This is a genomic window from Rhodobacter sp. CZR27 (assembly GCF_002407205.1).
GTDB lineage: Bacteria > Pseudomonadota > Alphaproteobacteria > Rhodobacterales > Rhodobacteraceae > Cereibacter_A.
The window spans coordinates 2,206,296-2,232,917 of record NZ_CP023548.1 but is presented as its reverse complement, the minus strand read 5'-3'; the positions used below and the strand labels follow the sequence as shown (position 1 = coordinate 2,232,917).

General features: G+C 67.7%; 27 protein-coding genes and 1 pseudogene. 22 read left to right on the top strand and 6 right to left on the bottom strand.

Annotation, left to right across the window (positions count from 1 at the left end):
• Window position 1 precedes the first annotated feature (1 nt).
• The 10 genes from pufQ (at window position 2) to CK951_RS10845 (ending at window position 8,016) form a co-directional block, all read left to right on the top strand.
• Window positions 2-235, top strand: a complete 234-nt coding sequence (gene pufQ / locus CK951_RS10895) for a cytochrome PufQ (protein WP_096786170.1) — start codon at window positions 2-4, stop codon at window positions 233-235.
• Between the two features lie 124 nt (window positions 236-359).
• Window positions 360-509, top strand: a complete 150-nt coding sequence (pufB, locus tag CK951_RS10885; RefSeq protein WP_002720423.1) for a light-harvesting antenna LH1, beta subunit — start codon at window positions 360-362, stop codon at window positions 507-509.
• A gap of 13 nt (window positions 510-522) precedes the next feature.
• A complete protein-coding gene (pufA, locus tag CK951_RS10880) occupies window positions 523-702 on the top strand; it encodes a light-harvesting antenna LH1, alpha subunit (RefSeq protein WP_096786169.1) in 180 nt (59 codons plus the stop codon).
• Window positions 703-827: 125 nt separating this feature from the next.
• Entirely contained in the window at window positions 828-1,676 is an 849-nt protein-coding gene (gene pufL, locus CK951_RS10875; RefSeq protein ID WP_096786168.1) for a photosynthetic reaction center subunit L, read from the top strand.
• Window positions 1,669-2,595 (top strand): photosynthetic reaction center subunit M, encoded by a 927-nt coding sequence (gene pufM, locus CK951_RS10870; protein WP_096786167.1) that lies wholly within the window; start codon window positions 1,669-1,671, stop codon window positions 2,593-2,595. The genes pufL and pufM overlap by 8 nt, the downstream gene beginning before the upstream one ends.
• Before the next feature lie 12 nt (window positions 2,596-2,607).
• Complete coding sequence (gene pufX, locus CK951_RS10865; RefSeq protein ID WP_096786166.1) at window positions 2,608-2,856, top strand: RC-LH1 core complex protein PufX; 249 nt, start codon at window positions 2,608-2,610, stop codon at window positions 2,854-2,856.
• A gap of 170 nt (window positions 2,857-3,026) precedes the next feature.
• Window positions 3,027-4,952 (top strand): 1-deoxy-D-xylulose-5-phosphate synthase, encoded by a 1,926-nt coding sequence (gene dxs / locus CK951_RS10860; protein WP_096786165.1) that lies wholly within the window; start codon window positions 3,027-3,029, stop codon window positions 4,950-4,952.
• Between the two features lie 276 nt (window positions 4,953-5,228).
• Window positions 5,229-5,882: a protein-L-isoaspartate O-methyltransferase gene (locus tag CK951_RS10855; RefSeq protein ID WP_096786164.1), complete on the top strand. Its 654-nt coding sequence runs from the start codon at window positions 5,229-5,231 to the stop codon at window positions 5,880-5,882.
• A 45-nt stretch (window positions 5,883-5,927) separates the two neighbouring features.
• Window positions 5,928-7,322, top strand: coding sequence for a TolC family outer membrane protein (locus CK951_RS10850; protein ID WP_096786163.1), 1,395 nt, complete (start codon window positions 5,928-5,930; stop codon window positions 7,320-7,322).
• A 73-nt stretch (window positions 7,323-7,395) separates the two neighbouring features.
• Window positions 7,396-8,016 carry a hypothetical protein gene (locus CK951_RS10845; RefSeq protein ID WP_232520609.1) on the top strand — a complete coding sequence of 207 codons (621 nt, stop codon included), beginning with the start codon at window positions 7,396-7,398 and terminating at the stop codon, window positions 8,014-8,016.
• A gap of 91 nt (window positions 8,017-8,107) precedes the next feature.
• Here CK951_RS10845 and CK951_RS10840 read toward each other — a convergent pair whose 3' ends face one another.
• A complete protein-coding gene (locus CK951_RS10840) occupies window positions 8,108-8,434 on the bottom strand; it encodes a DUF6280 family protein (RefSeq protein ID WP_011909033.1) in 327 nt (108 codons plus the stop codon).
• Between the two features lie 209 nt (window positions 8,435-8,643).
• Between CK951_RS10840 and efp the strand changes: the two genes are divergently transcribed.
• Window positions 8,644-9,207 (top strand): elongation factor P, encoded by a 564-nt coding sequence (efp, locus tag CK951_RS10835; RefSeq protein ID WP_096786161.1) that lies wholly within the window; start codon window positions 8,644-8,646, stop codon window positions 9,205-9,207.
• Window positions 9,208-9,263: 56 nt separating this feature from the next.
• Here efp and CK951_RS10830 read toward each other — a convergent pair whose 3' ends face one another.
• On the bottom strand, window positions 9,264-10,022 hold the full coding sequence (locus tag CK951_RS10830; RefSeq protein WP_096786160.1) for a folate-binding protein YgfZ: 759 nt from the start codon (window positions 10,020-10,022) through the stop codon (window positions 9,264-9,266).
• A complete protein-coding gene (locus CK951_RS10825) occupies window positions 10,012-11,784 on the bottom strand; it encodes an ABC transporter ATP-binding protein (RefSeq protein ID WP_096786159.1) in 1,773 nt (590 codons plus the stop codon). The genes CK951_RS10830 and CK951_RS10825 overlap by 11 nt, the downstream gene beginning before the upstream one ends.
• A gap of 124 nt (window positions 11,785-11,908) precedes the next feature.
• On the opposite strand from CK951_RS10825, the gene CK951_RS10820 reads away from it, so the two are divergent.
• On the top strand, window positions 11,909-13,111 hold the full coding sequence (locus CK951_RS10820; RefSeq protein ID WP_096786158.1) for an alanine--glyoxylate aminotransferase family protein: 1,203 nt from the start codon (window positions 11,909-11,911) through the stop codon (window positions 13,109-13,111).
• A gap of 63 nt (window positions 13,112-13,174) precedes the next feature.
• Here the strand turns inward: CK951_RS10820 and CK951_RS10815 are convergent, their stop codons facing one another.
• Window positions 13,175-13,516, bottom strand: a complete 342-nt coding sequence (locus CK951_RS10815; protein WP_096786157.1) for a DUF305 domain-containing protein — start codon at window positions 13,514-13,516, stop codon at window positions 13,175-13,177.
• Between the two features lie 215 nt (window positions 13,517-13,731).
• Between CK951_RS10815 and CK951_RS10810 the strand changes: the two genes are divergently transcribed.
• The 6 genes and pseudogenes from CK951_RS10810 to CK951_RS10790 all read left to right on the top strand — a co-directional run bounded on the left by CK951_RS10810 (window position 13,732) and on the right by CK951_RS10790 (window position 18,782).
• Window positions 13,732-14,547 (top strand): gamma-glutamyl-gamma-aminobutyrate hydrolase family protein, encoded by an 816-nt coding sequence (locus tag CK951_RS10810; RefSeq protein WP_233839497.1) that lies wholly within the window; start codon window positions 13,732-13,734, stop codon window positions 14,545-14,547.
• Window positions 14,548-14,952: 405 nt separating this feature from the next.
• The gene (locus CK951_RS21020; RefSeq protein WP_157764547.1) at window positions 14,953-15,600 is read left to right on the top strand and encodes a hypothetical protein; all 648 of its coding nucleotides are present in this window, start codon (window positions 14,953-14,955) and stop codon (window positions 15,598-15,600) included.
• Window positions 15,601-15,695: 95 nt separating this feature from the next.
• Window positions 15,696-16,993, top strand: a pseudogene (locus CK951_RS10805) (IS256 family transposase).
• A gap of 197 nt (window positions 16,994-17,190) precedes the next feature.
• Entirely contained in the window at window positions 17,191-17,505 is a 315-nt protein-coding gene (locus CK951_RS10800) for a hypothetical protein (RefSeq protein ID WP_096786156.1), read from the top strand.
• Between the two features lie 174 nt (window positions 17,506-17,679).
• A complete protein-coding gene (locus CK951_RS10795; protein WP_096786155.1) occupies window positions 17,680-18,273 on the top strand; it encodes a hypothetical protein in 594 nt (197 codons plus the stop codon).
• Between the two features lie 284 nt (window positions 18,274-18,557).
• Window positions 18,558-18,782: a hypothetical protein gene (locus CK951_RS10790; protein WP_198402343.1), complete on the top strand. Its 225-nt coding sequence runs from the start codon at window positions 18,558-18,560 to the stop codon at window positions 18,780-18,782.
• Window positions 18,783-18,857: 75 nt separating this feature from the next.
• On the opposite strand, the gene CK951_RS10785 is transcribed toward CK951_RS10790, so the two are convergent.
• Window positions 18,858-19,916 (bottom strand): L,D-transpeptidase, encoded by a 1,059-nt coding sequence (locus tag CK951_RS10785; RefSeq protein ID WP_096786153.1) that lies wholly within the window; start codon window positions 19,914-19,916, stop codon window positions 18,858-18,860.
• A gap of 264 nt (window positions 19,917-20,180) precedes the next feature.
• A complete protein-coding gene (kynU, locus tag CK951_RS10780; RefSeq protein ID WP_096786152.1) occupies window positions 20,181-21,371 on the bottom strand; it encodes a kynureninase in 1,191 nt (396 codons plus the stop codon).
• 119 nt (window positions 21,372-21,490) lie between these two features.
• On the opposite strand from kynU, the gene CK951_RS10775 reads away from it, so the two are divergent.
• From CK951_RS10775 to CK951_RS10760, 4 genes are all read left to right on the top strand, one after another.
• Window positions 21,491-21,934, top strand: coding sequence for an isoprenylcysteine carboxylmethyltransferase family protein (locus CK951_RS10775; protein ID WP_096786151.1), 444 nt, complete (start codon window positions 21,491-21,493; stop codon window positions 21,932-21,934).
• 136 nt (window positions 21,935-22,070) lie between these two features.
• A complete protein-coding gene (locus CK951_RS10770; protein WP_096786150.1) occupies window positions 22,071-23,642 on the top strand; it encodes a Re/Si-specific NAD(P)(+) transhydrogenase subunit alpha in 1,572 nt (523 codons plus the stop codon).
• A 10-nt stretch (window positions 23,643-23,652) separates the two neighbouring features.
• On the top strand, window positions 23,653-25,101 hold the full coding sequence (locus CK951_RS10765; protein WP_096786149.1) for an NAD(P)(+) transhydrogenase (Re/Si-specific) subunit beta: 1,449 nt from the start codon (window positions 23,653-23,655) through the stop codon (window positions 25,099-25,101).
• A gap of 155 nt (window positions 25,102-25,256) precedes the next feature.
• The gene (locus tag CK951_RS10760; RefSeq protein ID WP_096786148.1) at window positions 25,257-26,540 is read left to right on the top strand and encodes a DUF3422 family protein; all 1,284 of its coding nucleotides are present in this window, start codon (window positions 25,257-25,259) and stop codon (window positions 26,538-26,540) included.
• Window positions 26,541-26,622: the final 82 nt, after the last annotated feature.

Sequence of the window (26,622 nt, the reverse complement as noted above, 5' to 3'; positions counted from 1 at the left end):
AATGAGCGACCATGCCGCCAACACGCCGGTCCATGCCGCCAAGGCTCACGGACAGCGCGCTCCGCGAGCCGAGTTCTACGCCTACTTCGCCGTGATCCTGCTGGGTGCTCTGCCGCTCGCCCTGGTGGCCTGGGTCGTGTCCGCGATCCGTCACCGGAGGCTGCCGAAGCGCGGGCCCTTCGCGTCCGCCTGGTTTGACGCCAAGGCGATCACGCCGCTGATTTTCCGCGCCTGAAAGGGATGCGGTTTCGCCATTCGCCACTCCCCCGAGGGATGGCGGATTAATCGGGAGGGCATGGTGCCTTACCGTAACCAACGCCACCGACATGTGGCGTCAGTCCTACGATCCGGAGGATAGCATGGCTGATAAATCCGACCTGGGCTACACAGGTCTTACGGACGAGCAGGCGCAGGAACTGCACTCCGTCTACATGAGCGGTCTCTGGCTGTTCAGCGCGGTGGCGATCGTCGCCCACCTCGCCGTCTACATCTGGCGTCCGTGGTTCTGAGGAGAACAAGATCATGGCTAAGTTCTACAAGATTTGGATGATCTTCGACCCCCGCCGCGTGTTCGTGGCTCAGGGCGTGTTCCTGTTCCTGCTCGCGGTGATGATCCACCTCATCCTGCTCAGCACCCCCAGCTACAACTGGCTGGACATCGCCGCCGCGAAATACGAGCGCGTGCCGGCGGCTGCCGAGTAATCGGACCGACCCTCCGTCGCGGGCGGCACCCACCGCCCGCGACGATTCAAAGGTTCAGCCATTGAGACGGCTCCACTGGGCGCAACACCGCGCCGGTTGGGCCGACTGCAAGCGGAGAGGGAAGCATGGCACTGCTCAGCTTCGAGCGAAAATATCGCGTGCCGGGGGGCACGCTGGTCGGCGGAAACCTGTTCGACTTCTGGGTCGGCCCTTTCTACGTCGGCTTCTTCGGGGTCTCGACGGTTTTCTTCGCGGCCCTGGGCACAATCCTGATTGCCTGGAGCGCCGTTCTTCAGGGTACCTGGAACCCCCAACTCATCTCTGTCTACCCGCCGGCCCTCAAGTACGGTCTGGGAGGTGCACCCCTCGCAGAAGGCGGGCTTTGGCAGATCATCACGATCTGCGCCACTGGTGCCTTCGTCAGCTGGGCGCTGCGCGAAGTCGAAATCTGCCGTAAGCTGGGCATCGGGTATCACATCCCGTTCGCCTTCTCGTTCGCCATCCTGGCCTACCTCACCCTGGTGCTGTTCCGCCCGGTGATGATGGGGGCCTGGGGCTATGCGTTCCCCTACGGGATCTGGACGCACCTCGACTGGGTGTCGAACACCGGCTACACCTACGGCAACTTCCACTACAACCCTGCCCACATGATCGCCATCTCGTTCTTCTTCACGAACGCGCTGGCTCTGGCGCTGCATGGCGCCCTGGTCCTGTCCGCCGCCAACCCCGAGAAGGGCAAGGAAATGCGGACCCCGGACCATGAGGACACGTTCTTCCGCGATCTCGTCGGTTACTCGATCGGGACCCTCGGGATCCACCGGCTCGGCCTTCTGCTGTCGCTCAGTGCGGTCTTCTTCAGTGCCCTCTGCATGATCGTCACCGGGACCATCTGGTTCGCCGAATGGGCCACCTGGTGGCAATGGTGGGTGGATCTGCCCTGGTGGGCCAACATCCCGGGAGGCATCAATGGCTGATTATCAGAACATCTTCACCCAGGTTCAGGTCCGCGGACCTGCCGACCTGGGGATGACGGAAGACGTCAACCTTGCCAACCGGTCCGGTGTCGGTCCGTTCTCGACCCTCCTCGGCTGGTTCGGCAACGCCCAGCTTGGCCCGATCTACCTGGGCTCGCTCGGTGTCCTGTCGCTCTTCTCGGGCCTGATGTGGTTCTTTACGATCGGCATCTGGTTCTGGTATCAGGCGGGATGGAACCCGGCCGTGTTCATGCGCGACCTGTTCTACTTCTCGCTCGAGCCGCCGGCACCGGAATACGGCCTGTCCTTCTCGGCTCCGCTGAAGGAAGGCGGGCTGTGGATGATCGCCTCGTTCTTCATGTTCGTGTCGGTCTGGTCCTGGTGGGGCCGCGTCTATCTCCGCGCCCAGGCGCTCGGGATGGGCAAGCACACCGCCTGGGCGTTCCTCTCGGCCATCTGGCTGTGGATGGTGCTGGGCTTCATCCGTCCGATCCTGATGGGGTCGTGGTCGGAAGCGGTGCCCTACGGCATCTTCTCGCACCTGGACTGGACGAACAACTTCTCGCTCGTCCACGGCAACCTGTTCTACAACCCCTTCCACGGTCTCTCGATCGCCACGCTCTACGGTTCGGCCCTGCTCTTCGCGATGCACGGTGCGACCATCCTCGCGGTCTCCCGCTTCGGCGGCGAGCGTGAGCTGGAGCAGATCGCTGACCGCGGGACGGCTGCGGAACGTGCTGCCCTCTTCTGGCGCTGGACCATGGGCTTCAACGCCACGATGGAAGGCATCCACCGCTGGGCCATCTGGATGGCGGTCCTCGTGACCCTCACCGGCGGCATCGGCATCCTTCTGTCGGGTACGGTCGTGGACAACTGGTACGTCTGGGGCCAGAACCACGGCATGGCGCCGATGAACTGAGGAGCGATCAAAATGGCTGACAAGACCATCTTCAACGATCACCTCAACACCAACGCGAAGACCTCGCTCCGTCTCTGGGTCGCTTTCCAGATGATGAAGGGCGCGGGCTGGGCCGGCGGGATCTTCTTTGCGATCCTCATCGGCATCGGCATCTTCCGCGTCATCGGCCGCATGCTGCCGATCGAGGAAAACCCGGCTCCGGCTCCGAACATGACCGGCGCCCTGGAAACCGGCCTCGACCTGATCCAGCGTCTGGTCTGAGCATCGCTGCAGGGCAGGGCGGTTCGAAACCGCCCGCCCGTGAAATCCGGGCCAGATCGCCGGCCCGGTTCCGGGGCGAAACCACAGCCCGGTTCCCTTCCTGTTGGCGACAGGGACCTGGTGCCGTGTGGAAGACCACGCGGCACCCTTTTGACATTCGGGAGGCTTATATGACCAATCCCACCCCGCGACCCGAGACGCCGCTTTTGGATCGCGTGTGCTGCCCGGCCGACATGAAGGCGTTCAGTGACGCCGATCTGCAGCGGCTGGCCGACGAAGTGCGTTCCGAGGTGATTTCGGTCGTTGCCGAGACGGGAGGACATCTTGGGTCCTCGCTGGGGGTGGTCGAGCTGACCGTGGCGTTGCACGCCGTCTTCAACACGCCCACCGACAAGCTGATCTGGGACGTGGGCCACCAGTGCTATCCGCACAAGATCCTGACCGGCCGGCGCGAGAAGATGCGGACGCTGCGCCAGAAGGACGGGCTTTCGGGCTTCACCAAGCGATCCGAGTCGGACTACGACCCGTTCGGTGCCGCCCATTCCTCGACCTCGATCTCGGCCGCGCTCGGCTTCGCCATGGGGCGAGAGCTGGGGCAGCCGGTCGGAGACACCATCGCCGTGATCGGCGACGGCTCGATCACCGCCGGCATGGCCTATGAGGCGCTGAACCACGCCGGCCACCTGAACAAGCGGCTGTTCGTGATCCTGAACGACAATGACATGAGCATCGCTCCGCCAGTCGGCGCGCTCGCGCGCTACCTGCTGAACCTCTCGTCGTCGGCTCCCTTCGCGACGATCGAGGCCTCGCTGCCCGGACCGCTGCGCGATGGCGCGCGACGGGCGCGGCAGCTGGTGACGGGCACCTCGGGCGGCGCGACGCTCTTCGAGGAGCTGGGCTTCACCTATGTCGGCCCCGTCGACGGCCATGACATGCCCTCGCTGCTGCAGACGCTGCGCGCGACGCGCGCCCGGACGACGGGGCCGGTGCTGATCCATGTCATCACGCAGAAGGGCAAGGGCTATGCGCCGGCCGAGAACGCGCCCGACAAGTATCACGGCGTCAACAAGTTCGACCCCGTCACCGGCGAGCAGAAGAAATCGGTCGCGAATGCCCCGAACTACACCAAGGTGTTCGGCACGACCCTGACCGACGAGGCCGCCCGCGACCCGCGCATCTGTGCCATCACCGCCGCCATGCCCTCGGGCACCGGCGTGGACATCATGCAGAAGCGCTTCCCGAACCGTGTGTTCGACGTGGGCATCGCCGAGCAGCATGCCGTGACCTTCGCGGCGGGCCTTGCCGGGGCGGGGATGAAGCCGTTCTGCGCGATCTATTCCTCGTTCCTGCAGCGCGGCTACGACCAGATCGCGCATGACGTGGCGCTGCAGAACCTGCCGGTGCGCTTCGTGATCGACCGGGCGGGCCTCGTGGGCGCGGATGGCGCGACCCATGCCGGCGCCTTCGACGTGGGCTTCCTCACCACGCTGCCGAACATGACCGTCATGGCGGCCGCGGACGAGGCGGAACTGGTGCACATGATCGCAACGGCCGTGGCCTTCGACGAGGGGCCCATCGCCTTCCGCTTCCCGCGCGGCGAGGGCGTGGGGGTCGAGATGCCCGAGCGCGGGTCCATCCTGGAGCCGGGAAAGGGCCGCGTGATCCGCGAGGGCACCGATGTCGCCATCCTGTCCTTCGGCGCCCATCTGCACGAGGCGCTGCAGGCGGCGAAGTTGCTCGAGGCCGAGGGGATCAGCGTCACGGTGGCGGATGCCCGCTTCTCGCGGCCGCTCGATACCGGGCTGATCGACCAGCTGGTGCATCACCACTCAGCCCTGGTGACGGTCGAGCAGGGGGCGATGGGCGGCTTTGGCGCGCATGTCATGCATTACCTCGCCAACTCGGGCGGCTTCGACGGCGGCCTTGCGATGCGGGTGATGACGCTTCCCGACCGGTTCATCGAGCAGGCCAGCCCCGAGCAGATGTATGCCGACGCCGGGCTGCGGGCCGAGGACATCGCAGCCACGGCGAAGGGCGCCCTTGCCCGGGGGCGCGTGATGCCGCTCCGGACGCCGGTGAAGCCGCGGGCGGTCTAGGGCGGCACCGGACCCCCGACGGGGAGGCGAGGACAGGCCTCCCCGGCTGCCCTGCCGCCCGAAGCGAGCCCGGGCAGACGTGGCGCGGGATCCTTCCGCTGCAAGCGCCGTCCGATCGGGCTCCCTGCGGGCAGTCGGGGCGGATGCCGACCCGCCCGCGCCACTTCGGCGTGTGCTTGCGGACACGCGACGGAAAAGCCATTTCGCGCTCTGTTGCCGCGCTTGCACATCTGTGGCAAGAGAGAAAGGACTGTGGCAGACGGAAGAGCTTGGGAAATGACGGATTTCGCGACGCGGCGCGTGATGATGGTGGACACTCAGATCCGCCCCTCGGACGTGACGAAGTTCCCGATCATCGACGCGATGCTTGCCGTGCCACGCGAGGCTTATGTTCCCCGTGCCATGCGCGAGATGGCCTACATGAGCGAGAACGTCGCCATCTCGCCGAACCGCGTCGTGCTCGAGCCGCGGACGCTGGCCAAGCTGCTCGACACGCTGAACATCCAGCCGACGGAATCGGTTCTCGATGTGGGTTGCGGGCTGGGATATTCCTGCGCGGTGATCGCCCGCCTTGCCGAAGCCGTCGTGGGCCTCGAGGAGGACGAGGCGCTTGCCTCCGAGGCGCAACGCACCCTGTCGACCGAAGGCGTGGACAATGCCGCGGTGATCGTCGGCGCCCTGACCGGCGGTGCGGCCAAGCACGGCCCCTATGACGTGATCACCGTCCAGGGTGGCGTCGAGACGGTGCCGCAGGCGCTGCTGGACCAGCTCAAGGAAGGCGGCCGGATCGGCTGCCTCTTCATGGAAGGGCCGCTCGGCGTGGCGCGGATCGGCTACAAGGTGGATGGCGCCTTGACCTGGCGCCCGGCTTTCAACGCATCTGCCCCGGTCCTGCCGGGGTTCGAGACGAAGCGCGATTTTGCGCTTTAGGACAAGTCTTTCAGGATCAGACCTTTGATTGAAGTGGAGACGGGAATGCGCAAGTTCAGACTGCTGGCGGGGGCGACCTGTTCGGCGCTGGCCATCTTGGCCTCAACGGCCGGACAGGCAGAAACGCTGGCCGATGCCCTGATCTCCGCCTACCGCAGCAGCAACCTTCTGGATCAGAACCGGGCCCTGCTGCGGGCGACAGACGAGGATGTGGCCATCGCGGTGGCGGCGCTGCGCCCCGTGGTGCAGTTCGTGGCCGACTCGAGGTATGACTTTCAGCGCGTGCACGGAAGCTTCGCCGAACCGCTCGCGCGCTTCAACGAAGAGACCCTGACCTCGACGCTGGGCATCACGGCCTCCATGACGCTCTACGACTTCGGCCGGAACGCGCTGGCGGTCGAGGCCGCCAAGGAGAACGTGCTGGCCACGCGAGAGGCGCTGGTGAGTGTCGAGCAGGACGTTCTGCTGGATGCCGTGGATGCCTATGTGCGGGTGCAGCTCGCGCAGGCCATCGTCGACCTGCGGAACAACAACCTCGGCCTGATCGAGCAGGAACTGCAGGCGGCGCAGGACCGCTTCGACGTGGGCGAGGTGACGCGCACCGACGTGGCGCAGGCGCAGGCCGCCCTCGCCGCCTCGCAGTCGGACCTGACGGCCGCCGAGGGCGATCTCGTGGTGGCCCGCGAGGCCTACAAGGCGGCCATCGGGCATTATCCGGAGAATCTCGCGCCGCTGCCGGCCGCGCCGAAGACCGCGCCCAGCGTGGAGGCCGCGCGTCAGGTGGCGCTGCGCACCCATCCGCAGGTGCGGCAGGCCCAGCGTCAGGTCGCTGCCGCCGACCTGAACGTCGCCCGCGCCAAGGCGTCGATGAAGCCGACCCTTTCGGGCGATGCCAGCGCCGGACTGGACAATGAGGGGCAGGAATCGGCCAGCGTCGGGCTGTCGCTGCGGCACACTCTCTATGCCGGCGGCGAGCTGTCGGCGCTCTATCGCCAGTCGCTCGCCAACCGCGATGCGCAGAAGGCGAACCTTCTGCAGACCGGCGTTCTGGTGGCCGAGAACGTCGGCAACGCCTGGTCGACCGTCGATGTGGCAACCGCGGCAATCGCGGCCGGCGACGAGGAGGTCCGGGCCGCCCGCACGGCCTTCGAAGGCGTGCGGGAAGAGGCGACGCTGGGCGCGCGCACCACGCTCGACGTGCTGAACGCCGAGCAGGACCTGCTGGATGCGCAGGCGGACCGGCTGACCTTCGAGGCGCAGCGCTACCTCGGCATCTATCAGGTTCTGGCCTCCATGGGCCTGCTGACGGTCGAGCATCTGAACCTCGGCATCCCGACCTACGACCCGGCGGCCTATTACAACGCAGTCAAGCACGCTCCTGCGACCAGCGCCCAGGGCAGGAAGCTCGACCGGGTCATGCAGTCGATCGGACGGAACTGAGGCGAAGCTGCTGAAACGTCTGCGAAGGGGTCGGCGCCGCCGGCCCCTTTCGTCTTTCGGACAGGGAACTTGTATGACCGCAGCGACCGGCCTAAAGTGGTGCGGCTACCTGCGACCGGAGGGCGGGATGTCGGAACGCATGACCAATGTGGAGTATGGGGATGTCTTGTCCTCGATCCGCCGGCTGGTGGAGGAGGAGGCTGCTGCCCACCCGATGGAGGCTGCTTACGACGCGGCTCCGGGCGCGAGCGATCCGCTGGTGCTGACGCCGGCGCTGCGCGTGGTGACACGGGCGCAGGAACCCGACGCCGCGGCGCCCTTCATCGAGGTGACCGAGGATTGGTTGGCCGACGAGGCCCCGGCAGGACCCGGGATGCTGCACTCGGCCTCGGTCCTGTCGTTCAGCGCCCGTGCGGGCGAGGGGCCGCGCAACGACGATGCGGTGAGCGACGCGGCCGCGGCCGTCGAGGAGATTTCCGACGGCACCGTGGAAGCGGCGCCTGCCGTGGCATCGCCGGACCGGCTGCCGGAAGCCCCGGGGATGATCATCGACGAGGATCGTCTGCGCGAGATCGTGCGGGAGATCCTTCGCGAGGAGCTTCAGGGCGCGATGGGCGAGCGCATCACCCGCAACATCCGCAAGCTGGTCCGCGCCGAGATCCACCGCGACGCCCTGACCCGCGCCCTCGACTGAGCCGGCGCGGCCCGCGATTCGCCATCAAGGTCCCGGAAATGGAAAACGCGCCCCGAGGGGCGCGCGATCCTTGCAGGTCGGGAGGCTGGCCTCAGGCGGCTTCTGCCTGATCCAGCTCGAGCGCGTGGCGCCGCTCGCTCTCCTCGCGCGACAGCGCGACCGAGGTGCGGATGCCCTTGCTCACGAATTCCATCAGACCCTTCACCACCCGCTCGTTCGGGTCGATGCCGGCACAGGAAAGCACCTCGCGCCCGTCGCGCGACCGTGCCCAGCGGGCGATCTGCTCCGGCCCGTTCCCGTATTTCTTGTCGTCTGCGATGGCGTCGTCCAGCGCGGCCAGCACCACGGCAGCGAACAATTTCCGGGCACGTTGCCCCTGTTCGAAGTTGAAAGCGGTGCTGTCAATGAAATCGGCCATGAGGTTGTCCTGTTCTTGCTCTTTTCTCTTGTGGCGTCCGGCGAATATGCATGTCGCAAGGCGATTCGGCATTTCCTGTTTGGAATGACCGCCATGCGCCATGCTCAACACTCACCCCCTCCACGCCACAGGATCTGGGGGCATTGCCGGCTACTCCGGCGGCATATATAGCCTGTTGCCACAGCCGATCAAGCTTGCCGGGGTGCAGCATGCCGAAAGTTAACGGAAACGAGATCAAGCCGGGATTCATCCTTGAGCATGAGGGCGGCCTCTGGGCTGCGGTCAAGGTCAACCACGTGAAGCCCGGCAAGGGTGGCGCTTTTGCGCAGGTCGAGCTGAAGAACCTCCGCGACGGGCGCAAGCTGAACGAGCGCTTCCGCTCGGAGGACCGGGTCGAGCGGGTGGATCTGGAGAACAAGGACCAGCAGTTCCTGTATGAAAGCGACGGCAAGCTGATCTTCATGGATGCCGAGACCTTCGAGCAGGTCGAGATCGACGCCGAGCTGCTGGGAGAGCGGCGGCCGTTCCTGCAGGACGGGATGACGGCCACGGTGAACTACTACGGCGACGAGGCGCTGAACGTCACGCTGCCGGCGAAGGTCCGCTGCCGGATAGCCGAGACCGAGCCGGTGGTGAAGGGGCAGACCGCCGCCAACAGCTACAAGCCGGCGATCCTCGACAATGGAATGCGCATCATGGTGCCGCCCTTCATCGGGACCGACGAGGAGATCCTCGTCCACACCGAGTTCATGGAATATTCCGAGCGCGTCTGACGCCGGAGACCAGACAACCCGGTCCGCAAGGACCGGGCGGCACGTTCAGGCGCAGATCAGGTCGCGAGGCGCAGCACCGCCTCGCCCGCCCGCATCTCGCCCTCGGCACGGTCGAAGCGCAGGTGGGCCAGCGCAAGCCCGCCCGACCGGGTGAAGAGGGTGCCCGCCGGCTTGCCGTCGGCGGTGATTTCGGCCCCCACGGGCGCCTCGCCCTCGATCCGCACCTTCACGAGGCCCTTGCGCAGCTCGGTCTTGTGCTTCATCCGCGCGGTGACTTCCTGCCCGACGTAGCAGCCCTTGCGGAAGTCCACGCCGTGCAGGCGTTCGAACCCGGCCTCGAGGATGTAGCTGTCGTCCGGCACGAGCTCGACCCCGCTTTCGGGAATGACGTGTTCGACCCGGATCGCGTCCCAGTCCACGCTCGGGGCGCCACCGTCCATGCCGTAGCCGCGCCAGCCGAGCGCGGGATGGCGCGGGTCGGGCAGGGCCCCCGCCGGCGCCTCGCCAAGCCCCCGCACCACCGTCAGCGCGCAGGGCGCGATCTGCACGTCCGCCCTCAGGCGATACATGGTGAGCCGGCGCAGCGTCGCCTCGGCCAGACCTTCTGCAATGTCGATCAGCAGCCGCCCCCCGGTCCGGACGATGAAGAAATCGGCCAGATACTTGCCCTGCGCCGACAGGAGCGCCGTCCACAGGATGCCGTCGTCCTTCTCCAGCGGGCGGACGTCGTTGCTGACCAGCCCCTGCAGGAAGTGCAGCGCATCCTTGCCGGTCAGCTCCCACAGCCTGCGGTCCGTCGCGATCTCACCCGGCATCCGTGTCTCCGTCCTTGAACTGCAGCCGGTGCAGGTCGGCGTAAAGTCCGCCCCGCGCCAGCAATTCCTCGTGCGTGCCCTGGTCCACGACGCGGCCGGCGTCCATCACGATGATCCGGTCGGCCTGCCGCACGGTGGACAGCCGATGCGCGATGACCAATGTGGTGCGCCCTTCGCCCAGACGCGAGAGGGCATCGGCCACCAGCGCCTCCGAAGCCGCATCAAGGGCCGAGGTCGCCTCGTCCAGCAGCAGAACCGGCGCGTCCGAGACCAGCGCGCGGGCGATCGCGACACGCTGGCGCTGCCCCCCGGAGAGGCGGGAGCCGCGCGGACCCGCGGGCGTCAGATCGCGCTCGGGCAGGGCATCGACGAAATCCGCGACATGGGCGGCCTGAAGCGCCATGCGCAGCCGGTCCTCGGGGACGGTCCGGCCCAGCGTCACGTTCTCGCGGATGGTTTCGTCGAACAGGCCGGCCTCCTGCGAGACCACGGCGAACTGGGCGCGCAGGTCGTCTAGCCCGAGGTCAGCAGTGTCGACGCCGTTCAGAAGGATCAGGCCCGAATCCGGTTCCAGAAGGCCGGTCAGCAGGTGGAAGACCGTGCTCTTGCCGGCGCCCGAGGCGCCCACCAGCGCCGTCATCCGGCCGGCCCGCGCGGTGAACGACAGGCCGCGCAGCACGGGATGGCCCTCGTAGCCGAAGTGGACGTCATCCAGCACGATCTCGGGCACGCCCGGGAGAGGCCTGGCCGTGGCGGGCCGGCGCGTCACCTGCGGCTCGGTATCGAACAGGCGGTAGATCCGCTCGAGGCTCGCGGCTGCGATCTGCCAGAAGCCCGACAGGTCGCCGAGGCGGCGGAGCGGCTGGAACGTCAACGCCATGGCGGTGAAGAAGGACATGAACTCGCCCGTGGTGCGCTCGCCCGCGGCGATCTCGCGCCCGCCGAGCAGCAGGACGGCGAAGAAGCCGATGCCGGTGATCACGTCGATCAGCGCGGGCATGGTGGCGCGGCCCACGGCCATCTTCATCTGGCCGCGGACGATCCGGTCCACGATGCGGCGGAAGCGGTCGAGCTGGTAGCCCTCCATCCGGTTCAGCTTGATCGGCTGGATGCCGTGGAAGATCTCGTCAAGCCGGGTCGAGCGCTCGCCGGCCTGCACCCGCATCTGCCGGGTCTTCTTGCGGATATAGCGCTGCACCGCGACGGCCGGCAGGATCAGCGCCGGCGCCCCGACCAGAGCGGCCACCGTCCAGCTGACATCGATCGAGAGCGCCACGGCGAACAGGCCGATCAGCGAGACCACGTCGCGCCCCATCCCGAGGATGACGCTGGACCACACGCCCTGCACCGCGTTGGTGTCGCCCTGCACCCGTTCCATCAGGGCGCCGGGAGGGTTTGTCTGGAAGAAGCCGTGGTCGAGCGTCAGGATGTGGCGCAGAAGGTCCACCTGCATCGCGGTGGAGCTTTTCTGCGATACCCGCGTCAGCAGCGCCTTCGAGGCGACCGAGGTGACCGCGCGCAGCACGAACAGCCCGAGGATCGCGAGGCCCAGCCACGGCAGGAGGCCGCTGCCGCCCGGCGCGAAGACGCGGTCGAACAGCGGCTGGATCAGCCAGGACAGCGCGCCCAGCGTGCTGCCCTCGACCACGTTCAGCAGGAAGGCCAGCGCCATCGTGCCGGTGTGCTGCCGCAGGTATCCGCGCCAGAGACGGCCGAACAGGCGGCCGGAGGTATAGCGCGGGTCGGCGGGCTTGCGGGACAAGGGCGGCCTCGGGGCAGGGTTGCGCGGGTCTATCGCGAAAGCCCGGCGGCTTGCAAGCCAAGGGCCCGATTGACCTTCCCCGACCCCGGGCGTAGCCATGGCCCCGAACCCCCGGAGATCCCCGATGTCGCTTGCCCACGGCCGCCCCTATCTTGCCATTCCCGGTCCCTCGGCGATGCCGGACCGGGTGCTGAACGCCATGCACCGGCCGGCCCCGAACATCTACGAGGGCGATCTTCACGTGCTGGTCGCGGGGCTCTGGCCCGACCTGAAGGCGGTGGCGGGGACGGCGGATCACGTGGCGCTCTACATCGCGAACGGTCATGGCGCGTGGGAGGCGGCGAACGCCAACCTGTTCAGCCGCGGCGACAGGGCGCTGGTGCTTGCCACCGGCCGCTTCGGCCATGGCTGGGCGGAAAGCGCGCGGGCGATGGGGGTCGATGTCGAGCTGATCGACTTCGGAAAGGCCGCGCCCGCCGATCCGGCCCGGCTCGAACAGGCGCTGCGGGCCGATGCGGCCCACAGGATCAAGGCGGTGCTGGTGACCCATGTCGATACGGCGACCTCGATCCGCAACGACGTGGCCGCGCTCCGGGCGGCCATGGATGCGGCGGGGCACCCTGCGCTGCTGGCGGTGGACTGCATCGCCTCGCTCGCCTGCGACGAATACCGGATGGACGCGTGGGGCGCGGATGTCACCGTGTCGGCCAGCCAGAAGGGGCTGATGACGCCGCCGGGCCTCGGCTTCGTGTGGTATTCCGAGCGCGCGCGCGAGCTTTGCCGCCGGGCGGACCTGCGCACGCCCTACTGGGACTGGACGCCTCGCAGCTTCGGGACGGAGTTCTGGCAGCATTTCTGCGGCACCGCGCCGACGCACCACCTGTTCGGCCTGCGCGCCGCGCTGGACATGATCCTCGAGGAAGGGCTGCCGAACGTCTGGGCCCGGCACGAGGCCCTCGCGCGGGCGGTCTGGACCGCCTTCGACCACTGGGGCGCCGGCAACCCCGAGATCGCGCTGAACGTGGCCGATCCGGCGCATCGCGGCCGCTCGGTCACCGCCGCGCGGCTTGGCGCGCCGCATGCCACGCGCCTGCGCGAATGGACCGAGGCCAAGGCGGGGGTGACGCTGGGGATCGGGCTCGGCATGGCGCTGCCCTCCGACCCGGCCTATCACGGCTTCCTGCGCGTCGCCCACATGGGGCATGTGAACGCGCACATGACGCTGGGCGCGCTCGCCGTGATGGAGGCCGGCCTCTCGGCGCTGGACATTCCGCACGGCAAGGGCGCGCTGGCGGCCGCCGCGGCGTCGCTGGGCGCGGCCGCCTGAGTTGCTGCCCGGGCCGGCGCCGCGCGGATGCGGCGCCGTCGGCCGGTCGCGCCCGGGGTGGCCTCAGTGGCCGTGGCGCGCGAGCCAGTCCTTCATGAAGGCGATCTCGGCCTCCTGAGCGGCAATCACGTCCTCGGCCAGCTTGCGCACCTCGGGATCCTTGCCGTGCTCCAGCACCACGCGCGCCATCGCGACGGCGCCTTCGTGGTGCGGGATCATCGCGCGCATGAAATCGACATCGGCATCGCCGGTCGAAGGCATCGCCATCGCCTCGTGCATCGTCCGGTTGGCGTCCTGATAGGCTGTGGCGGCGGGCGCCTCCGCGGGTGCGGCATGGCCCGAATGGTCCGTCTGGGCAAGGGCCGGCGCGGCGGCGAGCAGGGCAGGCAGGATCAGAAGGCGCATGGGGGTCTCCTCGGCTGGGTCGTTCGGAAGGAAAGCAGGATTCCCCCGCCGGGAAGGCAAGTCACGTCGGCGTGAGGCGAACGCCTGCGGTGCCGCCCCGTTGCCGGGCGGAAGGTCATGGTGCTGCACAAGACCGCGCCGTTCTGTGCGCCCGCGCGGGGCCTGCGCCGGTTCCGCCTCTTCACCGACGCGTCGCAAAGGCTTATCTTTCGACGATGCGTTCCCAGACCGCCGGCTCCGCCATGTCCCGATCCGCCTGCCGCCGCCCGGTCGTCGGCATCATCGGCAACTCGTCGCTGCTGAACGAAAGCTATCCCGTTCACGCCGGCGGGACGATGAACAGCGAGGCGGTCGCGCTGGTCGCGGGCTGCCTGCCGCTGATCATCCCCACCGATCCGAACTTCGTCTCAGTCGAGGAACTGCTGGACCTCTGTGACGGCTTCCTGCTGACCGGCGCCCGGCCGAACGTGCACCCCTCGGAATACGGCGAGGACGAGACCCCCGCCCATGGCCTGTTCGAGCGCACGCGCGATGCGGTGACGCTGCCGCTGATCCGCGCTTGCGTTGAGCGCGGGCAGCCGTTCTTCGGCATCTGCCGCGGCTTTCAGGAGGTGAACGTGGCGATGGGCGGCACGCTCTATCCCGAGATCCGCGACCTGCCGGGCCGGATGAACCACCGCATGCCGCCCGACGGCACGATCGAGGAGAAGTTCGCGCTGCGCCATCCGGTGCGCTTCACGCCGGGGGGCATCTTCCACCGCCTGATGGGGGCGGAGGAAGTGATGACGAACACGCTGCACGGGCAGGGCATCAAGCGGCCGGGCTGCCGGATCGTGATCGACGGGACCGCGCCCGACGGCACGCCCGAGGCGATCTATGTCGAGGGCGCGCCGGGTTTCACGCTCTCGGTGCAGTGGCATCCGGAGTGGAACGCGGTGAACGATCCCGTCTCGCGCCCGCTGTTCACCGCCTTCGGTGATGCGGTCCGCGCCTGGGCGCAGCGTCGCGAGCCGACGCGGCTGAGCGCCTGACGGATTCGGGCCAGCCCGGCCGACACGCAGGCGCGCCGGTTCATGAAGAAGGGCGGCTCCCGAAGGTTACGCATTCCGCGCGGTGGGACACGAGCGAACAGAGCCTGCCGCGTGCGTAGCGGCAGGCTTTTGATTTGCGGGCACATTCTGGCGAGGTTGGGAACGAACCGCGTGAAGGGCCCGTAGAAAAAATTACGGGAAGTGCGCCAGCCTTCCGTAAGGTCAGGCGCCGCATTTTCCTTCCACATCCGAGCCTACGGCCAATACAGGCTCTGCGCAAGCTTGACCTTCCCACAACGGGAAAGCCGGATTTTCCCGATCCACTTCAGTCGAGGCGAGGAGTCTGGTCTACCGTGACACGGTAGATAGAGAAGCTCCGCGTCAAGTGGGGCCGATGTGGGCGAGTTGGCGACCTTCAATCTTTCGCTGGAGCAGCTTTATCCGGCATACGATCGTTTTCACCTGAACACCTGCGGCAATGCTGACTGCGCGAACTTCGGTCAGACCCTGAAGGTCTGGCCGTTCCGCCTCCGGGGCCTCAAACCGACATCGGAACCGCGATGCCCCACGGCCGAGGCGCTGGATGACTGGATGCGCCATGGTCGTGGCGCCTACAAGCTGAGCGGCGCGGATGTGCGAGATCGGCGCACCTCGAAGGCTTTTGCCTTCGAGCGTGACCCCCACACCTGGGCCGATCAGCGCACCATCAAATGCCAGGCACGGCTTCGGAGTGGGACAATCTGCGGGACCGGATTCTCGATATTGTCCGGGAGCCATCTGGGCGAAGAGATCGCTCGTCTCCGGAACTTCAACGGGGTGCTGGATGGCCCGCGCTGCGAGGCCTGCGGCACAAGATATCTCGCCGCTCCCGAGGAGTTCTCGCTGAATGGCGTCCATCAGCGGACCAAGGACAGGAATGGAAACAGGATCGCCGCTGGTGGCACCCCGAAGTCCATCCGTGTGCTCCATCGGCCGTGTAGGGGCAAGCGAGGCGCGCGCATCACGATATCAATCGCGCATGTCCGGCAGTTAGCGTGCGAGGAGCTGATGTAATTTCGTCGCCAGCGGCGGTGTGATCCGAGCTTCTGGCCAAGCACGATCAGGGCGACTTCCTGCGCTCCATAGCCGAGGCTGTCCTGCAGCTGATCATGGACTTCGAGCGTAAAGCGATCGATCCAGTGGATCGATCGTAGCGAAGAAGGATGTGGAAGGCCTGATCGGTGCCGGCCGGCATGAACGCAGCGGTGATCGCACGACCTGGCGCAACGGGTATCGGAGAGCGCGCTCTCGATACCCGTCTGGGCACGCTGAACCTGCGGGTGCCGAAGCTCCGGCAGGGCAGCTACTTCCCAGGCTTCCCCGAGGCCCGGAAGACCTTCGAACAAGCGCCGGTGGCGGTCATCCAGGAGGCGTGGATCAGCGGCGTGTCGACCCGACGGGTGGACGAACTGGTGCAGGCCATGGGGCTGAACGGAATCTCGAAGAGCACGGTGTCCAAGCTTTGCAAGGAATGAGCCGGGCCAGAAAACGATCCGGGGGATCGTTTTCCCGGCGAATGACGAACGCGTGGGCGAGTTCCTGAACCGCCCGCTGACCGGCGAGTGGCCCTATGTCTGGCTGGACGCGACCTACCTCAAGGTGCGCCTGGGCGGTCGCATCGTGCCGGTCGCGGCGATAATCGCCGTGGCCGCAATACCGAGGGGCGCCGGGAGATCATCGGCCTTGGCATCGGCCCGTCCGAAGCGTTCGGGCGATGGCCCTCACCCTTCTGGACCGAGTTCCTGCGATCCCTGCGCGCCCGCGGCCTCGGCGGGATCAGGCTGGTGATCAGCCCTCGGCGGCGAAACGGTCTCCCGGACCGTTTCGTGCCCCGCCTCGACCCATACCGGCCTCAAGGCCGCCATCGCCCGGGTGTTCGAGGCGACCTGGCAGCGCTGCCGCGTTCCCTGGATCAGGAACGCGCTGGCACATGTCTCGCGCGGCCAGCATACCGTCGTCGCCGCCGCGATCCGGCAGGCCTTCGATCAGCCCGACCGCGCCCATGCCGGCGAGACCTGGCGCAAGGTCTCTGAGCAGTTGCGCCCGCGCTGGCCCAAGCTCGCCGACCTCATGGATGCCAGCGAGCACGACGTGCTGGCCTACATGTCCTTCCCGCGCCAGCACCGGACCAAGTTGCACAGCACGAATCCGATCGAGCGACTGAACAAGGAGGTGAAGCGGCGCGCCGACGTGGTCGGCGTTGGTCGGGAAATCCTTCCACTGGAAGGATTTCTGATCCTCCCAGCTCCCCAACGACGCCTCCATCCTGCGCCTGATCGGCGCGGTGCTGTTCGAGCAGAATGACGAGTGGCAGACCTCGAGCCGCTGCATGATGGTCGAGGCCTTCGCCCGCATCGACACCGAGGAGATCGACCCCATTCTCAGCATGACCACGAAAGCCGCCTGATCATGACCTCAGGCCATCCGGGAATTTACACCAGATTGACGGACGTGACCTGTCCGGCAGAAGGAGACGAAGGACAATCTCCGCATTCTCCACGCGCTGATCAACAGCGCCGGCATTCTGGATGTCCAGCTGATGCTGGGCCGGCAGCCAATGGTCGAAAGATCGGGGGCGGCCGCATCTATGATCGGATATTCTGGTTGGAGGGCGTGCTGCTTGCCTACGAGCAGGAGATGCTGCGGCGCTGGGGAGAGGAACAGGAACGGTTGGCGCCCTTCCGTCGCCAGGATCATCGCCTCAGCCACGACGATATGGTGCTGACGGTCAACTGGGAAACCGCCCTTAATCGAAAGAGCACGCTCCTGAACTGCTCGGTCACGGCCGATGCCGACAGCGGCTTCGTCTATCGCCTGGATGTCGATTTCGACCCCCGCATCGCACCGCTGGACACATTCCGAAACGCCTATTTGGATGAATCCGGCGCGCCGGCAAACCTGACGACGACCTACACATAGAAGTCCGGCAAATCGTTTGACGCTCCCAAGTTCAACTGGGAGCGGCCGACGGGGCGACTGCACGAGGAGCAGTTCTTCGCATCTTGCGTCAACGAGTTGCGAGTCTTCTCGCACAAGATGCGGAGAGGGCTCGGGTCAGATGACGCTCTCCAAGACTCGACTGTTGCTGGTGCTTTGGACCGCGCGAGCCACGATCGCAGGCAGGTCAGGAAGATCGCGGAGGACTGGTTCGGCTTCAAGGCGGACACCGGACAGAGCCGAGGGTCATTCCGCGGCGCCACGACCAAGGACATCTACACGAAAGCGGCGCATTTCGCCTTGCTCCGCGAGATGCTGCCGCCGGGCCACGTCACGATCACTACCGAACAGGAAGCCACCTTCGCAACGCTTCTCCCGCACATCTTCGAGCAGGAGATCCGCCGCGGCGCGTTCACCTGGCTGATGATGTCGTTCAACAAGGAGGCGACCAAGCCGGAGATCCTCCAGAAAGTGAGGGAGTCCAAAAAGCGTCGTTGGGAGTTCTACAACGCCGCAATGTATGATGGGTTTCTCACGCCGGACAGCGAGGCCAGCGAGGTGACGCGCGCCTTCATTGCCAAGGCAATGAGCGTGGCAACGGGCCCGAAAGGTCAGTCGCTCTCGATCTCCAACTACCAGGGCGCAGCCTTCCCTCGGCTCTGGGTTCGGTCACCGGCGCAGCCCAGTGGGGAACTCGACAAGGTCGTGGCATTCCCCCTCGTACCAAGGGGTCTCCGGCAAACATTGTAGGAACTTCCACGCAAGAACCCCACCTTGGATGACGAGTTGCGCCAGGACTTGTCGCGCCTCGTCTGGGACGCCACGCTTCAGCCTGTCAGCACCTTCTTCAGCTCGATCCGGTCGCGGTTCAGTTCCGCAACTCGCGCCCGGGCAGGCGGGGCCGGGTGGGTGGTTCGTATGTTCAGGGCGCGGTCTTTCATCCGCGCGTCCTGATCGCGCTGCTCAACATCTACCGAGTCAACGACAACTTCTTCGAACCGCGGTCCTATGTGGCCAACCGGAGCGAAGACGAGGTGAAGGCGCGGAAGAAATCGAAGCGGAAGCTGCGCCATCCGGGCACCGAGGAGATCTACGAGATTGCCGTGGGCCAAAAGAAGGCGCCGATCCTCAAGACCCCGGCCCAGCGGCACGGCATCGTCGGCTCCGAAACGCCCAACCTCTACCGGATCATCTATCGGCCTTGGATGTTCATGGGCACCGTGGTCGGCGCCCGACTCGAAAAAAACAGGGCCGGCTGAGCCGGCCCTGCCTTGTGTCCCACGGGGCGGAATGCGTCATCCCGAAGGGCCGCCCTCTTGTTTTCCGCAAGGACGTCAGAGCGAGTCCGACATGGCCTCGTCCGCCGGTGCGGGTGCTGCGGCCTCGCCAGCGCCAGCGCCAGCCGCAGGCGGCAGCACCACCGGCGCGTCCGGGGCCGGCAGCACCTCAGGCGCGGGAACGGCCGCAGGCTCGTCCGCGATGGGGCCAGGGGTTGCAGGCGCCGGATCCGGCGGCGTGTCGAGTGCCGGGGTGTCCGGCGTGGCCGCGGAGGGCGTGGTTGCAGCCGGGGCGGCGGGGGTCGGGGCGCCATAGGGCGACAGCATCGGCAGGTTGTTCAGCCCTGTCGGCACGACGACCGGCTTTGGCGTCGCCGGCGCGGCCGCCACCTGCACGGGCTTGGACTTCTTCGGCGGAGGCGGCGGCAGGGTAAGGCCGGTCGGCATCTTGCCGTCCCGCGTCATCACGATGACCTTCGCGCCGTCGGGCACCCGCTGGTAGAGGTCTATCACGTCCTGGTTGATCATGCGGATGCAGCCCGACGAGGCGCTGTGCCCGATCGACTGCCATTCCGGCGTGCCGTGGATGCGATAGCCGTAGTCGCGGCCGTTGGTCTCGAGATAAAGCGCGCGCGCGCCGAGCGGGTTCGTCGGGCCGCCCGGTTGGCCGTCGGCCCATTTCGCCAGCTCCGGCTTGCGGTCGATCATCTCGGGCGGCGGGGTCCAGCGCGGCCAGGGCCTCCGGTTGGCGACCACGGCCTGCCCGGACCATTCGAAGCCCGCCTTGCCCACCGCGATGCCGTAGCGGATCGCGGTGTCCTTGCCGGTGATGAAGTAGAGCACCCGGGCCTGCGGGTTGATGATGATCGTTCCCGGCGCCTCGTTGCTGGTATAGGCCACGTTCTGGCGCTGGAACTCGACCGGCACCTTCTCGACCGGCACGGCCGGCACCGTAAAGGATCCGTCGGCCTTGGCCGCATAGACGCCCTCGTGCAGCTTCGGCGCCGGTGGCGGCTCCTCGACCTTCGCGTTCACCGTCGATGCATCGGGAACGCACCCTCCAAGCATCCCGGCCGCGAGCACCGCGACCACAAGCTTCCGTCCGATCAGATCCATCCTGCCCGTCCTGCCCCGCGCCGGCCCTTCCGGCCAGCTGTCTGACCACGCAGACTAAACGACTTGATCCGGATGGTCAAAGCCGGACAAGCCGTCGCAGCGGGCGGGGGATCCCGGGGCGGAATCTGCCTTCCGGACAAGCGGAGCCTCCGCCCGAGAGCGCTCCGCAGGCAGGACGCGAAGGGGTTCGCGCCTCCGGGCCGGCCGGTCCGCGGCAGCGCCGTCGGCGGGGGGCTCGATGCCCCCCGGCGGCCACACCTCCGCTCAGGTCACGGCCGCCCGCCGGCGATACTCCTCGCGGTCCCACAGGCGACCGGCCATCACCTCCGACAGCACCTCCGCCGCCCGGATCACCTCGGCCTTGCCGATGTAGAGCGGGGTGAAGCCGAAGCGCAGGATGTCCGGCGCGCGGAAGTCGCCGATCACGCCCCGGGCGATCAGCGCCTGCATGATCGGATAGCCCTCCGGGTGGCGGAAGCTCACCTGCGAGCCGCGGCGGGCGTGCTCGCGCGGGGTGGCGAGCACGAGGTCCGGGCAGCGCGCCTCGACCTCGGCGATGAACAGGTCGGTCAGCGCCAGCGACCGCGCCCGCAGATCCTCCATCGCGACCCCGTCCCAGACGTCGAGCGCGGCATCCAGCGCCGCCATCTGCAGCACGGGCGGCGTGCCGACCCGCATCCGTTCGACCCCGCGCCCCGGACGGTAGGACAGGTCGAAGGCAAAGGGCGCCTCGTGGCCCAGCCAGCCCGACAGCGCCGGGACCGCCTGCTCGCCGTGGCGCGGCGCCACATAGATGAAGGCCGGGCCGCCCGGCCCCGAATTGAGATACTTGTAGGTGCAGCCCACGGCGAAATCCGCGCCTTCCTCGGCCAGGCGGACGGGCAGGGCGCCGGCGGAATGCGCCAGATCCCAGATCGCCAGCGCGCCCGCGGCATGGGCCTTCGCGGTGATCGCCGCCATGTCGTGCCGCCGCCCGGTGCGGTAGTCGACTTCCGTCACCATCACCGCGGCCACGGTTTCGTCGATGGCGCCCTCGACCTCCTCGGGGGCGACGGTGCGCAGCTCGCGGTCGCCCAGCATCCGGCAGAGCCCCTCGGCCATGTAGAGGTCCGAGGGGAAGTTGCCCCGGTCGGACAGGATCACCCGGCGGCCGGGCCGCATCTCGCAGGCCGCGGCCAGCGCCTGGAAGACCTTGATCGACAGGGTGTCGCCCAGCACGACCGAGCCCGGCTCGGCGCCCACCAGCCGGCCGATCCGGTCGCCGATCCGGCGCGGCATCTCCATCCAGCCGGCGCGGTTCCAGCCGGTGATGAGCATTTCGCCCCACTCCTTGCGGATGCAGGACGCCACGCGATCGGCCGCCGCGCGCGGCAGCGGCCCGAGCGAATTGCCGTCCAGATAGATCACGCCCTCGGGCAGGTCGAACATCGCCCGCGTCGCCTGGAAATCCGTCATGCCGCAGCCCTCCCTCGGATGCCGGGAGGTAGCGGCAAAAGGCGCAGGGCCGCAAGCCGCCTCGGGGCTTTGCGGCGCCGGCGGGGCATGGCATGAGGGGCGCAACCCGAGGGACACGCATGAAGCATCTCGACCTGCCGCCGATCTGGCTCCTTCTCTTCGTGATCGTCGCCGTGGCGCTGGGCCGGCTGGTGCCCTTCGGCCTGTTCGGCCTGCCGGGCGACGTGGCCGGGGTGGCGCTGGGGTTGGCGGGGCTGGTGATCTCGGCCCTCGCCGCGCGGCGGATGCGGGCGCGGGCGACCACCGTCATGCCGCATCGCGTGCCGGCGGCGCTGGTCACCGACGGCGTCTTCCGCTTCAGCCGCAACCCGATCTATCTGGCGGATGTGCTGATCCTGCTGGGGGTGCTCCTGTGGATCGACGCGCCGCTCGCGCTGCCGCTGGTGCCGGCCTATGCCTGGGTACTGACCCGCCGCTTCATCGAACCCGAGGAGGCGCGGCTGAAGCAGGCCTTCGGACCCGCCTTCGACGACTGGGCCAGCCGCACCCGCCGCTGGCTCTGACGGCGCGGCAACGCGCCATCTGGATCAAACAGGCAATTTGCTGCATGGCAGCAACCGCCTTGTGCAATTTTATTGCGCAGTGCTAAACATGCGGGCCGGCGAACGCCCGCCGGAGCCGCGAAAGGGGGAGAGACTGGTGAAGATCGGAGCACCCAGGGAGATATTCGAGGGCGAGGCCCGCGTCGCCATGACGCCGGATTCGGCCCTCCAGCTGCAGAAGCTTGGGCATCATTGCGTGATCGAGACTGGCGCGGGCATGAAGGCGGGCTTCTCCGACGAAGCCTATGCCGCCGCCGGCGTCGAGGTTCTGCCCTCGGCCAAGGCCGTGTTCGACACCGCCGACGTGGTGGTGAAGGTCCGCGGCCCCGAGCCCGCCGAGGCCCAGATGCTGCGCTCTGGCCAGACGCTGATCTCCTTCTTCTGGCCGGCGCAGAACGCCGAGCTGCTGGAGCTCTGCAAGGCGAAGGGCGCGACCGTCGTCGCCATGGACATGGTGCCGCGGATTTCCCGCGCGCAGAAGATGGACGCCCTGTCCTCGATGGCCAACATCGCGGGCTATCGCGCGGTGATCGAGGCGGGCAACAACTTCGGCCGCTTCTTCACCGGTCAGGTGACGGCAGCGGGCAAGGTGCCGCCGGCGAAGGTGCTGGTCGTGGGCGCGGGCGTCGCGGGCCTTGCCGCCATCGGCACGGCCGTCAGCCTTGGCGCCATCACCTACGCCTTCGACGTGCGCCCCGAAGTGGCCGAGCAGATCGAATCCATGGGTGCCGAGTTCGTCTTCCTCGAATTCGAGGAAGCGCAGGACGGCGCGGCGACCGGCGGCTACGCGGCACCCTCCTCCCCGGAGTTCCGCGAGAAGCAGCTGGCGAAGTTCCGCGAACTCGCGCCCGAGATGGACATCGTCATCACCACGGCGCTGATTCCGGGCCGCCCGGCGCCGAAGCTCTGGACCGAGGACATGGTCTCGTCGATGAAGCGCGGCTCGGTGATCGTCGACCTCGCGGCCGAGCGTGGCGGCAACTGCGACCTGACGGTGCCGGACCAGAAAGTGGTCAGCCCGAACGGCGTGACGATCATCGGCTATACCGACTTCCCCAGCCGGATGGCCGCGCAGGCCTCGACGCTCTATTCCACCAACATCCGCCACATGCTGACGGATCTCACGCCGAAGAAGGACGGCGTCATCGACCACAACATGGACGATGACGTGATCCGCGGCGCGACCGTGACGCACGCGGGCGCGATCACCTTCCCGCCGCCGCCGCCGAAGGTCCAGGCCATCGCTGCCGCCAAGCCGCGCGAGAAGGTGAAGGAACTGACCCCCGAGGAGAAGCGCGCGGCCGAGCACAAGGCGTTCCGCAAGCAGACCATCAGCCAGGTCACCATGCTGGCCGTGGGCACGGCGCTGCTGCTGTTCGTGGGCAACTATGCGCCGCCCTCGTTCATGGCGCATTTCATCGTCTTCGCACTGGCCTGCTTCGTGGGCTTCCAGGTGATCTGGAACGTCTCGCACAGCCTGCACACGCCGCTGATGGCGGTCACGAACGCCATTTCCGGCATCGTGATCCTGGGCGCGCTGCTGCAGATCGGCTCGGGCAACTGGCTGGTGGTGATGCTCGCCGCCGTGTCGGTGCTGATCGCCACCATCAACATCGTCGGCGGCTTCCTGGTCACGCGCCGGATGCTCGCCATGTTCCAGAAGTCGTAAGGAGGCCCCGATGAGCATCGGACTGACATCCGCCGCCTACATCGCCGCGGCCATCCTCTTCATCCTGTCGCTCGGCGGCCTCTCGGGGCAGGAGAGCGCGAAGCGCGCCGTCTGGTATGGCATCGTCGGCATGGCGCTCGCCGTGGGCGCCACGGTCTTCGGGCCGGGCGTCGGCCACTATGTCGTCATCGGCGTCATGGTGATCGCGGGCGCCATTGCGGGCGCCTACGTCGCCAAGAAGGTCGAGATGACCGAGATGCCGCAGCTTGTCGCGGCGCTCCACTCCTTCGTCGGCCTTGCCGCGGTCTTCATCGGCCTCAATGCCCAGTTCGAGCTGGCCTCGGTCGTGAACATGCAGCAGGCGGGCGCCGACATGTCGGTTCTCGCGGGCTTCGCCGAGGTTCTGGCCCACAAGACCCCGGTCGAGATCCTGATCCTGAAGGTCGAGGTCTTCCTTGGCATCTTCATCGGCGCCGTGACCTTCACCGGCTCGGTCGTGGCCTTTGGCAAGCTGGCGGGCAAGATCGACGGCAAGCCGGCGAAGCTGCCGGGCGGGCACGTGATCAACGCCGCGACCATCGTCGCCTCGGTGGCACTGCTGGTGGTCTATTTCAACGCGCCGGCCGGGACCGCCGTCTGGACGCTGCTGCTGATGACGCTGATCGCGGGCTTCCTTGGCTGGCACCTGATCATGGGCATCGGCGGCGCCGACATGCCCGTGGTCGTGTCGATGCTGAACAGCTACTCGGGCTGGGCCGCGGCCGCGATCGGCTTCACGCTGGGGAACGACCTGCTGATCGTCACCGGCGCGCTTGTGGGCTCCTCGGGTGCGATCCTGTCCTACATCATGTGCAAGGCGATGAACCGCTCGTTCATCTCGGTGATCCTCGGCGGCTTCGGCGGCACGGCCGGCCCCGCGCAGGAGATCGCGGGCGAGATGGTCGCCATCGACGCCGACGGCGTGGCCGCGGCGCTGAACGATGCCGACAGCGTGATCATCGTGCCGGGCTACGGCATGGCGGTGGCGCAGGCGCAGGGCTCGGTTTCCGAACTGACGCGCAAGCTGCGCGCGGCGGGCAAGTCGGTGCGCTTCGCGATCCACCCGGTCGCAGGCCGTCTGCCCGGGCACATGAACGTGCTGCTGGCCGAGGCCAAGGTGCCCTACGACATCGTGCTCGAGATGGACGAGATCAACGAGGACTTCCCCTCGACCGACGTCGCCATCGTCATCGGCTCGAACGACATCGTGAACCCTGCCGCGCAGGAAGACCCGACGTCGCCCATCGCCGGGATGCCCGTGCTCGAGGTCTGGAAGGCCAAGCAGGTGTTCGTCTCGAAGCGCGGGCAGGGCACCGGCTATTCCGGCATCGAGAACCCGCTGTTCTACAAGGAGAACACGCGGATGTTCTACGGCGACGCCAAGAAGAGCCTCGACGCGCTGCTGCCGCACATTGAATGAACCGACCGACGCCCCGCCCCGTGCGGGGCGTCGCCTTTCCGGGGCGGTGCAACCTCACGGCATCTTTCCGCAAAATCGCCATCCCGTGACCACGGCGCCCCTTCCGCACGGGCCTCCGCGCGCCTACCTTCGCGCCTGACCAGCCGGAGCCCGTCATGCCCCCCGTCGCCGACCACCCCATGCGCTACGCGCTCGCCAACGAGCTGCATGCCCGCCCGTTCCCCGCGCTCGAGGCGCCCTGCCATGTCGTCTTCATGGCCTTCAAGGAACCGGTCGATGCCGCCAACCGTGACCGCGCCCGCGACCGCGCCCACCTGCTCGAGATCCTCGACCGCAACGGCGCGGCCCATCCGCCGCCGGAGGCCACCCAGTTCAGCGCGCCGATCGGCCGGGCCGAGCTGCGCTGGGAAAGTCATACCGAATTCGTGACCTATGCCGCCTTCGTCCCCGGCCTCTACGAGCGGCCGTTCGACCCTGCCAAGGCCGAGGTCTTCCCCGACGACTGGATCGAGGACGCTCCGGGCCGGCGGCTGGTCTCGCTCCTGATCCGCATCGAGGAGATGCCCGAGGACGAGGCCGAGGCGCTGGATCGGCTGGAGTCGTGGTTCGTGCCCGAGAGCCTTGCCGTGTCGCGTATCGTGGATGGCGCGGCGGTGGTGGCGGGCGATTTCCGCATCGACCCGGCCGGGCACATGCGCTTTGCGATCTTCGTCAAGCCCGGCACCGGCGCCCGCCGCATCGGCCGCATCGTCACGCGCCTCTGCGAGATCGAGACCTACCGGGCGACCTCGATGCTCGGCCTCATGCGGGCGCGCACGCTGACGGTGCACCTGAACCGCCTCGACCCCAAGCTTTCGGCGCTGGTCTCGGGGCTGGACGAGATCGAGCATTCGCCGGACGAGGCGCTGCACGAGTTGCTGAAGATCAACGCCGAGTTGGAAAGCCTCGCGGTGCAGTTCACCTTCCGCTTTGGCGCGACATGGGCCTATGAGGCCATCGTGAACGACCGGATCTCCGCCCTGCGCGAGGAGCGGATCAGCGGCCGCCAGACCTTCGCCGAATTCATGGCGCGCCGCTATGATCCGGCCATGCGCACGGTGAAATCCGCCGAGGCGCGCCTGCGCTCGATGGCCGAACGCGCGCAGAGGGCGGCGGAGCTTCTGCGCACCCGGGTGGACGTGGAGCGTTCGGCCCAGAACCAGAAGCTGCTGGAAAGCATGGACCGCCGCGCAGACCTGCAGCTGCGCCTGCAGCGCACGGTCGAGGGGCTGTCGGTGGTCGCCATCAGCTATTATGCGGTGAGCCTGCTGTCCTATGCGGTCTATCCCCTGGCGGACCTGCTGGGCATCTCGAAGGGCCTTGCCACCGCGCTGCTGACGCCGGTCACGGTGTTGCTGGTCTGGCTGGCGCTGCGCCGCATCCAGCGCAAGATGCACTGATCCGCCCCATGCCCTGATCCGCCCCGCGTCGGCCGCGCGCTGCATCGGGCGGCGGGGCTTGACCTTGTCCCGTCGCGGCCCC

What these genes read in the sequence shown, in the direction of transcription:
- pufQ (WP_096786170.1), top strand. Translation starts at nt 2, where the DNA reads ATGAGCGACCATGCCGCCAACACGCCGGTCCATGCCGCCAAGGCTCAC.
- CK951_RS10815 (WP_096786157.1), bottom strand. Translation starts at nt 13,516, where the DNA reads ATGCGCCTTCTGATCCTGCCTGCCCTGCTCGCCGCCGCGCCGGCCCTT.
- CK951_RS10765 (WP_096786149.1), top strand. Translation starts at nt 23,653, where the DNA reads ATGAGCATCGGACTGACATCCGCCGCCTACATCGCCGCGGCCATCCTC.
- pufB (WP_002720423.1), top strand. Translation starts at nt 360, where the DNA reads ATGGCTGATAAATCCGACCTGGGCTACACAGGTCTTACGGACGAGCAG.
- CK951_RS10820 (WP_096786158.1), top strand. Translation starts at nt 11,909, where the DNA reads ATGTCGCTTGCCCACGGCCGCCCCTATCTTGCCATTCCCGGTCCCTCG.
- CK951_RS10850 (WP_096786163.1), top strand. Translation starts at nt 5,928, where the DNA reads ATGCGCAAGTTCAGACTGCTGGCGGGGGCGACCTGTTCGGCGCTGGCC.
- CK951_RS10785 (WP_096786153.1), bottom strand. Translation starts at nt 19,916, where the DNA reads ATGGATCTGATCGGACGGAAGCTTGTGGTCGCGGTGCTCGCGGCCGGG.
- CK951_RS10855 (WP_096786164.1), top strand. Translation starts at nt 5,229, where the DNA reads ATGACGGATTTCGCGACGCGGCGCGTGATGATGGTGGACACTCAGATC.
- CK951_RS10760 (WP_096786148.1), top strand. Translation starts at nt 25,257, where the DNA reads ATGCCCCCCGTCGCCGACCACCCCATGCGCTACGCGCTCGCCAACGAG.
- pufL (WP_096786168.1), top strand. Translation starts at nt 828, where the DNA reads ATGGCACTGCTCAGCTTCGAGCGAAAATATCGCGTGCCGGGGGGCACG.
- pufM (WP_096786167.1), top strand. Translation starts at nt 1,669, where the DNA reads ATGGCTGATTATCAGAACATCTTCACCCAGGTTCAGGTCCGCGGACCT.
- CK951_RS10845 (WP_232520609.1), top strand. Translation starts at nt 7,396, where the DNA reads ATGACCGCAGCGACCGGCCTAAAGTGGTGCGGCTACCTGCGACCGGAG.
- pufA (WP_096786169.1), top strand. Translation starts at nt 523, where the DNA reads ATGGCTAAGTTCTACAAGATTTGGATGATCTTCGACCCCCGCCGCGTG.
- CK951_RS10775 (WP_096786151.1), top strand. Translation starts at nt 21,491, where the DNA reads ATGAAGCATCTCGACCTGCCGCCGATCTGGCTCCTTCTCTTCGTGATC.
- CK951_RS10810 (WP_233839497.1), top strand. Translation starts at nt 13,732, where the DNA reads ATGCGTTCCCAGACCGCCGGCTCCGCCATGTCCCGATCCGCCTGCCGC.
- dxs (WP_096786165.1), top strand. Translation starts at nt 3,027, where the DNA reads ATGACCAATCCCACCCCGCGACCCGAGACGCCGCTTTTGGATCGCGTG.
- CK951_RS10840 (WP_011909033.1), bottom strand. Translation starts at nt 8,434, where the DNA reads ATGGCCGATTTCATTGACAGCACCGCTTTCAACTTCGAACAGGGGCAA.
- pufX (WP_096786166.1), top strand. Translation starts at nt 2,608, where the DNA reads ATGGCTGACAAGACCATCTTCAACGATCACCTCAACACCAACGCGAAG.
- efp (WP_096786161.1), top strand. Translation starts at nt 8,644, where the DNA reads ATGCCGAAAGTTAACGGAAACGAGATCAAGCCGGGATTCATCCTTGAG.
- CK951_RS10830 (WP_096786160.1), bottom strand. Translation starts at nt 10,022, where the DNA reads ATGCCGGGTGAGATCGCGACGGACCGCAGGCTGTGGGAGCTGACCGGC.
- kynU (WP_096786152.1), bottom strand. Translation starts at nt 21,371, where the DNA reads ATGACGGATTTCCAGGCGACGCGGGCGATGTTCGACCTGCCCGAGGGC.